Raw genomic sequence first — 6,733 nt, 5'->3', positions numbered from 1 at the left:
CCGTGGAGCAGGCCCTGCCCACTGCCTGCGCCCTAGAGATGATCCACACCATGTCGTTGATCCACGACGACCTGCCGGCCATGGACAACGACGATTTTCGCCGCGGCAAACCCACCAACCACAAGGTGTTCGGCGAGGATATCGCCATTTTGGCAGGAGATGCCCTGCTGGCCTATGCCTTTGAGCATATCGCCAGCCAAACGCGGGGGGTGCCGCCGCAGCTGGTGCTGCAAGTCATTGCCCGTATTGGCCACGCAGCGGCAGCAACCGGCTTGGTGGGGGGCCAGGTGGTGGATTTGGAGTCGGAGGGCAAAGCCATTTCCCTAGAAACTTTGGAGTACATCCACAGGCACAAGACGGGTGCTCTGCTGGAGGCCTCGGTGGTTTCAGGAGGGATCCTGGCAGGCGCAGACGAGGAGCTGCTGGCCCGCCTGGGCCACTACGCCCGCGACATCGGCCTGGCTTTTCAGATTGTGGACGACATTTTGGATATCACTGCCACCAGCGAGCAACTGGGCAAAACGGCAGGTAAGGATCAAGCTGCCGCCAAAGCCACCTACCCCAGCTTGTTGGGTCTGGAGGCTTCCCGGCAGAAAGCCGAGGAGCTGATCCAATCGGCCAAGGAGGCGTTACGCCCCTACGGATCCCGGGCCGAGCCACTGTTGGCCCTGGCGGATTTCATCACCCGCCGTCAGCATTGAGACAAGAGGACAAGACAGATGGGATCCCTGTCCACCCTGTTGGAGACCCTGGTCGTGTTCCAGTGCCGGAGAGCCCTATGCTGCAGCAGTTGATGGCCAACCACGTCCTCTGGGTTGCTCTGCTGGCCAGTGTCTTGGCCCAGGCCATCAAGCTGATCCTGGCCTATGTGCGTTCGGGCAAGCTCAACCTGCGGGTTTTGGTGGAGACGGGGGGGATGCCCAGCTCCCACGCAGCGCTGGTGACGGCTTTGGCCGTGGGAGTGGGGCTGGAGGAAGGTTGGGACAGTCTGCTGTTTGCGGCAACGGTGGTTTTTGCTTTGGTGGTGATGTATGATGCTGCCGGGATCCGCCAGGCTGCCGGCAAGCAGGCGCGGGTGCTGAACCGTCTCCTGGAAGAATGGTTTGAGGAGAAGGGTGCAGATCGCTTCCAGGAGCCCTACTTGAGGGAGTTGCTGGGCCATACGCCCGTCCAGGTGATCGCCGGAGCAGCCCTGGGGGCAGCCTGTATCACGTTATCTTTTGCCCTGGGAATCACCTGAACGCAATTGGGGCATGCTAGAGCAGGAGCATCACCGGTGGTTATGGCCTCCAGTTCTCAACCTCGTCCGATCCAACGCTGCCCCGCCTGTGGCAAGCCGATCCCGGCCTATCGATATAAGTCTCCCTACTGCGACCACTGCGGCTGGCGGGCGGCCTCAGGCGGGCAAACCCCTCAAAAAGGCGGACCTGGGGGCCAGAGAGCCAGAGCTCAGGGGAGTAAGATTCAGCAACACCTGCAGCGCCTCAGCCTGCCCCCTCTGTTGCAGCCGCTGTTGAAGTTCGACTTTTACCTCTATCTGGGCTGGGGGATCAGCCCTTTGTTTCCGCTAGTGGTGGAGCGACCACTGCTGGCCGAATCCAACTATCTGTTGCTGATCCCGCTTCTGTTGAGCTGGGGGCTGCTCTATCTGGCGGTGCGGGATCTGCCCTTGCCCCAGGACTTGCGGCTGCCGCGGCTGCTGCTGGATGTGGCGTTTATCCTGCTGCCCTTCTTCCAAAAAATCAACGTCTCCAAGGCCCCTAACCGACCCTACTGGAATGCTCTGCTCATCTGGGTCATCGGGACTCTCCTACTTGCCGCTGTGGGGCTTTGGAGCTTTAGCCTGCTTCTGACGGCGTTGACGCTGCTGTTGACCAGCTTCTGCACGCTCCTGTTCTAGCCGAGATGGTCGCCGAAAACTCCAGCCTCCCATGAGCATTCCTGCCGCCCGCCAACGCTTCATCCAGGAAATTCAATCAGATTCCATCGATCTGGGCCGAGCGGCCCTCTGGATTGCTCAGGAAGCCTATCCCGACTTGGATGTAGAAGAGTATTTGGCCGCTTTGGATGAGATGGCCGCAGAAGTGCAAGAGCGTCTTCCTCCCGAGCGCTACCCCCTGCGCGTCATCCGGATTTTAAATCACTATCTCTTTGAAGATCTGGGCTTTCGTGGCAACAGCGAAGACTATTACGATCCGCGCAACAGCTTTTTAAACGAGGTGATCGTTCGGCGTACCGGTATCCCGATTACTCTTTCTCTAATCTATCTAGAGCTGGCGCGGCGGATCGATTTTCCCATGGCAGGGGTGGGCATGCCCGGTCACTTTTTGGTGCGGCCCTTGTTTGCAGACGCGGAGATTTTTGTGGATCCCTTTCATCAAGGGCAGATTTTGTTTCCGCAAGACTGTCAAGAGCGGCTGGCCCAAATCTATGGGCTCGGGATCCCTCTACAAGATCATCATCTCCGCCCCACTCCTCCTCGCCTAATCTTGGTGCGGCTGCTCAACAATCTTAGGCAGATTTACCTGAGCCGCGCCCAGCTAGAGCTTGCCTTGGCAGCAGTGGAGCGCATCTTGTTATTGATCCCAGAGTCCTTGCCCCACCTGAGGGATCGAGGCTTGCTCTGCTACCAGTTGGGGCGTTGGCAGCAGGCCCGTCAGGATCTGAGGCACTATCTCAAGCAGGCACCTTTCCACCCAGAGCTCAGCCACCCCGACGAGCGTTTAATCCGAGAGATCCTGCAAAGGCTAGAAGCTTACTCTGACTAAGGTCGAGTGCAACACGAAAAAATCCTCCCATCGAACGATTAGTTGATTACCTAAGCAATATGGGCCTCACCCAAGAGCTCACCTCGCCATCCTTAAGCAGCGCTGGGGCCTTTGCAAGAGTCTGAAGCGGCTTTCACTTCCTGACGAAGAATTGCCTCTACCAGCTCATCTAGGGCTTCCAAATCAGATAGACTGTAGCCTTTTTCCCAAAGGATTTTGTTGATGGTCAACTCCTGCTGTAGCGTCAGGGTCGAGGATTGTAAGACCTCACTAACGATCTCGCGAATGCTCATTACAACCTCACGATCTCAAAAGAGAATTTATTATCTTAGCTCACAAGTCCAGGATGCAAGAAATACTTGACGTAGCCATCGTGAGGATCACGTATTTTGGCCAAAATCTAGGGCCGCCTATGCTAGCTTTACTCAGGGAAATTGCCAATGGTACTTTCACGGGGCCTCGCTGAGGCTTGGGAGCTTCCCAGGGAGGCTTGTCCAGTTTGCCCTTCCCAATCTTTTGCGAAGGGGGTGCGAGTGATGGGTTCACCCGATGGCTGCTGCAGTTCTGGCGACTTTGGGGCCAGTCGCACCCCGAGTGGGTTGCTGGGTCTAGGATCCCGGAGGGCGGGCCACTAGTCTGTCAGTACTCTATTAGGATGAAGTGGGATCCTGTCGGCTACCGGGTTTTGTGGGGAATCGCAGTCAAATCGCAGGTGAGGTTGCAGCACCATGACATTGACGTGGCAAACGGATGGACAGACTTGGTTTCTTCTGCCTCCCCAACCCCGTGCCGTGATCCACTTTCTGGGCGGAGCGTTTGTAGGATCCGCCCCGCAATTTTTCTACAGCCGCCTGCTGGAAGAATTGGCCCGCATGGGCATGGCCGTTGTGGCTACCGCCTACACCACCGACATTGATCACGCTCAAATTGCTTTCAAGGCAGCCCAATCTTTCCATAGAAGCCTGCAGAGCAAAGGTTTGATGGGGTTGCCCCTCTTTGGCTTGGGCCACAGCCTTGGCGGTAAGCTGCAGATCCTCTCCTGCCTAGCCCTTCCTTCTTTGGGATCCCAGCGGCGCGGCAATATTTTTTTGGCCTACAGCAATGCCGGCTTGGAGCGGGCGCTGCCGCTGTTGCAGGTGTTGGTGCAAGCATGGCCTCAACAACAACTTAGCGATCTGTGGCGGATGTGGATGGGATCCTCTTCGCCGCCGGTGAATCTGTGGTTGGAGTTTGAGCCTTCTCCGGCAGAAACCAATCGCCTTATCGAGGAGCAGTATCCGGTTAGAAACAACCTGCTTGTAGAGTTTCAGCAGGATGATATTGACGATATTCCGCTGCTCTATCAACAGCTTCGCCGCAGGTATGGAGGCTACACCGAATGGCAACGCCTGGAGGGGGATCACTTAACCCCGTTGGGTTTCAGCTATCCTTTCCGGGTCGAGGGGGAGTTCAGTCCCATCGATGCCTTCGCACAGTTGTTTTATCAAAACTTACTAGCTCCTAACCAACGAATGATCCAGAGTATTCGAGCCTGGCTGGCAGCACAACTGGCTTAATCGAGCCAGCTTAGGTCGGAAAGGAGCTCCTGTGAGTGGGGAGACTGGGCCTGCAGAGAAAACAGCATCTGTAGAGTGTCGCTCATCAAGAAGTAACAGGTTAAAACACCACCGGCAGCCACGGCCACCAGCGTTCCTGCCAACATACGCGAGAACTCCTGACGCTGAAACGCCTGTTCCATCAAGCGCAGCGCCCAGAACCCCAGTAGGATCACAATGGCAAGGATGATCAACATATCGTAATCTAAGCTGTAACCTATTGTAACGAAGCTGTCCCTCGACTGCCATTGACAAAACCTGGTTAAAACCTAAAGAGTTCTCTGTCCTCTGCGGCCAACAACTCGTTGGCAGGATAGCGGCGGGCGTGGCCCCCTGTGGCCTCCAGCCCTTTTGGCTGGCCTTGTCTGAGGCTATAGGCCCCAAGGGGATCCCGCCGGCAAAGATTGCTGGGCGGCTGGGTGTTCAAGCGGCCTACACCTGTTGCCCCTTGGGGGAAGCGCCGGCAACTGTTGCAAGATCTGGAAAAGGAGAAAGCTTCTGGGCAGATCCTCGCTCCTCAGGCCAATCCTCTGCAGGATACCAAAATACATCGACCCGCTGGCGGCTGCTCGCATTTACCCAGAGGGATAGTTTGGTAGTCCCGTACTTGAGTGCGGGGCGGAAAAGCCCGCAAGCAACTTTAGTTGCTCATCAATGGTATAGTTGTCACCGAGGCGTGCTGTTCCCAGGCAAGCCCCTAATCACGGTGAAAAACCCGACCGGTGGCAAGGATCCGGGAAAGACTAACGTCTCATCCAACCTGCAAGGACTCTGTCCCGCTGACGCGAACAGAAAAGTAAGCAGAACCTGGGGGCTTTGCCTTAAGGAACTGTCTAGAGGCGTCTTGACAGTGCCTTTGCGAGTTCGTTTTTGAACTGCGTAAGAATCCCCTGCCTTTGGGCGGTGGGAGTATCAATCGATTCGAGAGGTGGGGTATGGTACGGCGAAGGCTGGCCTGTGCGGTTGGATCCCTGGCACTTCAGCGTTCTCTGCAGACCCCTTTGCAGCAGCGCAGCCGGGCGCTCAACCGTCGCCGCAAACTGATTTACCGCAGAACTCGCCTACTCTACCAGCGCAACTTGCCCCTTTACCTGCGCAATTTGTTGTTGCAGTACCGCACCAGCTTTATCTACAACCTCAAAGCTAGGCCCGTGATCAGAACTCGCTAGAGAATGTCGAGCTATCTTTTCACTCTCAGCGCAATAGTTTTCACAGCGCGAAAAATAGGCAGATGGCGACGGACATTGCCCTACCGGAAAAGCCTGGATTTATAGTCAAAAATTGTTCTCTGTAAGCCTTATCTCCCCCTTCCTTCTAAGAGAGAGGCTGGGCTCCCTCTGAGAGAAAAGAGTTGGAAGTGGGAGCCAAGCTAAGGCTACCGAATTGTGAAGCGGCCAACTCCTATCTTCTCGCCGTTGACCTGAACCTCGACACGGTAGCGCCCAGTGTAGGGTTGGCTGAAGCTGAGAAAGCCTCGCACCGTGTCGGCCAAGGGATCCCAGGGAAAATCAAACTTGCGGATCAGTTGCTCGCCCCCGGCTTCTCCGCCCTCGTAGTACCAAAGCATCTCCACCTGGGCGTTGGCAGGGAGGCTGCTCACCGGCAAAATGGCCCAGACTAGGGTATCGGTGGTCTTGAACTCGGTTGTGGCCTCGCCAGGGCTGCCGTCCCCCCGACCTCGGTGCAGGCTGATCACGCTTGTCCCTGCCTCGTTTGGGGCCTTCTGGCTGTAGGCGCGGGCATCGGCTTGCGCTTCCTGACCGAGGCGCTCCAGCTCGGCCAGCAAATCTTCCTGCTGCTTCAGGGCATCGGTTGCTTCCTGCAGCCAGCGGGCGATCTGCCGCTCTGCGGTTGGGGCTTCTGGAGCTGGAGAAGAAGGCTTTCGGGCGACCCCCGTAAGGTTTTGGATGGGAAAGCCCCGAGCCGTCCCCACCTCGCTGCCCAGCAAGTTGAGCCAGCGACTCCGGATTGCGGGTGTCATCTCTGGCTTGGCGGCGTAGGCAATGCGCACAGGGCCGTCTGGGCCTTGGGTGATGCGGCCAATCTCATGCTCTTGGATCCCGGCGACCGCTCCGCGACAGCCGGCGCTACGGAACTCGTAGAGAACATCTTCTTCGCTCTCCCGGTGAAACTCCCAAGTCGTTTGGGGACAGTGTTCCAGAGAGTTCTCAATCAGCTCGCCGGGCAAGCAATGAAAAACGACTGGACAAAGAAGCTAGAGTCTTCGTCATTACCTTCCACAAGGTTCACCTCAGGAGAATCTTGACAGATCCCTACAGCTTGATTTTGCTGGCCTTACCGAAAGATCCTTATGACCCCCTAGAATATCGGCCAGCATAGCACAGTTGAGCTCAATTCTGAAACCTACTT

General features: G+C 56.8%; 9 protein-coding genes. 6 read left to right on the top strand and 3 right to left on the bottom strand.

Features of this window, described 5'->3' with window-relative positions; translation table 11 throughout:
* The 4 genes from NW841_RS11125 to NW841_RS11110 all read left to right on the top strand — a co-directional run.
* Positions 1 to 701, top strand: a 701-nt coding sequence (locus NW841_RS11125; RefSeq protein ID WP_414386418.1) for a polyprenyl synthetase family protein, incomplete at its 5' end; no start/stop codon positions are given.
* A gap of 77 nt (positions 702 to 778) precedes the next feature.
* Positions 779 to 1,240 (top strand): divergent PAP2 family protein, encoded by a 462-nt coding sequence (locus NW841_RS11120; RefSeq protein WP_414365752.1) that lies wholly within the window; start codon positions 779 to 781, stop codon positions 1,238 to 1,240.
* Between the two features lie 42 nt (positions 1,241 to 1,282).
* The gene (locus tag NW841_RS11115; protein WP_414386416.1) at positions 1,283 to 1,900 is read left to right on the top strand and encodes a hypothetical protein; all 618 of its coding nucleotides are present in this window, start codon (positions 1,283 to 1,285) and stop codon (positions 1,898 to 1,900) included.
* Positions 1,901 to 1,931: 31 nt separating this feature from the next.
* Positions 1,932 to 2,768 carry a SirB1 family protein gene (locus tag NW841_RS11110; RefSeq protein ID WP_414386414.1) on the top strand — a complete coding sequence of 279 codons (837 nt, stop codon included), beginning with the start codon at positions 1,932 to 1,934 and terminating at the stop codon, positions 2,766 to 2,768.
* Positions 2,769 to 2,860: 92 nt separating this feature from the next.
* On the opposite strand, the gene NW841_RS11105 is transcribed toward NW841_RS11110, so the two are convergent.
* On the bottom strand, positions 2,861 to 3,061 hold the full coding sequence (locus NW841_RS11105; RefSeq protein ID WP_414365749.1) for a hypothetical protein: 201 nt from the start codon (positions 3,059 to 3,061) through the stop codon (positions 2,861 to 2,863).
* 435 nt (positions 3,062 to 3,496) lie between these two features.
* On the opposite strand from NW841_RS11105, the gene NW841_RS11100 reads away from it, so the two are divergent.
* Positions 3,497 to 4,324, top strand: a complete 828-nt coding sequence (locus NW841_RS11100; RefSeq protein ID WP_414365748.1) for a DUF1350 family protein — start codon at positions 3,497 to 3,499, stop codon at positions 4,322 to 4,324.
* Here the strand turns inward: NW841_RS11100 and NW841_RS11095 are convergent.
* Complete coding sequence (locus NW841_RS11095) at positions 4,321 to 4,560, bottom strand: hypothetical protein (protein ID WP_414370466.1); 240 nt, start codon at positions 4,558 to 4,560, stop codon at positions 4,321 to 4,323. The genes NW841_RS11100 and NW841_RS11095 overlap by 4 nt on opposite strands.
* 738 nt (positions 4,561 to 5,298) lie before the next feature.
* Here NW841_RS11095 and NW841_RS11090 point away from each other — a divergent pair.
* Entirely contained in the window at positions 5,299 to 5,532 is a 234-nt protein-coding gene (locus NW841_RS11090) for a hypothetical protein (RefSeq protein WP_414365746.1), read from the top strand.
* 206 nt (positions 5,533 to 5,738) lie between these two features.
* Here NW841_RS11090 and NW841_RS11085 read toward each other — a convergent pair whose 3' ends face one another.
* Complete coding sequence (locus tag NW841_RS11085; protein ID WP_414386413.1) at positions 5,739 to 6,551, bottom strand: hypothetical protein; 813 nt, start codon at positions 6,549 to 6,551, stop codon at positions 5,739 to 5,741.
* Positions 6,552 to 6,733 lie beyond the last annotated feature (182 nt).

The sequence above is a fragment of the Synechococcus sp. H60.3 genome (assembly GCF_047462295.1).
Classification (GTDB): Bacteria; Cyanobacteriota; Cyanobacteriia; order Thermostichales; family Thermostichaceae; genus Thermostichus.
The sequence above is the reverse complement of the archived record's forward strand: the minus strand, read 5'-3'. Positions and strand labels throughout refer to the sequence as shown.

What these genes read in the sequence shown, in the direction of transcription:
- NW841_RS11120 (WP_414365752.1), top strand. Translation starts at nt 779, where the DNA reads ATGCTGCAGCAGTTGATGGCCAACCACGTCCTCTGGGTTGCTCTGCTG.
- NW841_RS11115 (WP_414386416.1), top strand. Translation starts at nt 1,283, where the DNA reads ATGGCCTCCAGTTCTCAACCTCGTCCGATCCAACGCTGCCCCGCCTGT.
- NW841_RS11110 (WP_414386414.1), top strand. Translation starts at nt 1,932, where the DNA reads ATGAGCATTCCTGCCGCCCGCCAACGCTTCATCCAGGAAATTCAATCA.
- NW841_RS11105 (WP_414365749.1), bottom strand. Translation starts at nt 3,061, where the DNA reads ATGAGCATTCGCGAGATCGTTAGTGAGGTCTTACAATCCTCGACCCTG.
- NW841_RS11100 (WP_414365748.1), top strand. Translation starts at nt 3,497, where the DNA reads ATGACATTGACGTGGCAAACGGATGGACAGACTTGGTTTCTTCTGCCT.
- NW841_RS11095 (WP_414370466.1), bottom strand. Translation starts at nt 4,560, where the DNA reads ATGTTGATCATCCTTGCCATTGTGATCCTACTGGGGTTCTGGGCGCTG.
- NW841_RS11090 (WP_414365746.1), top strand. Translation starts at nt 5,299, where the DNA reads ATGGTACGGCGAAGGCTGGCCTGTGCGGTTGGATCCCTGGCACTTCAG.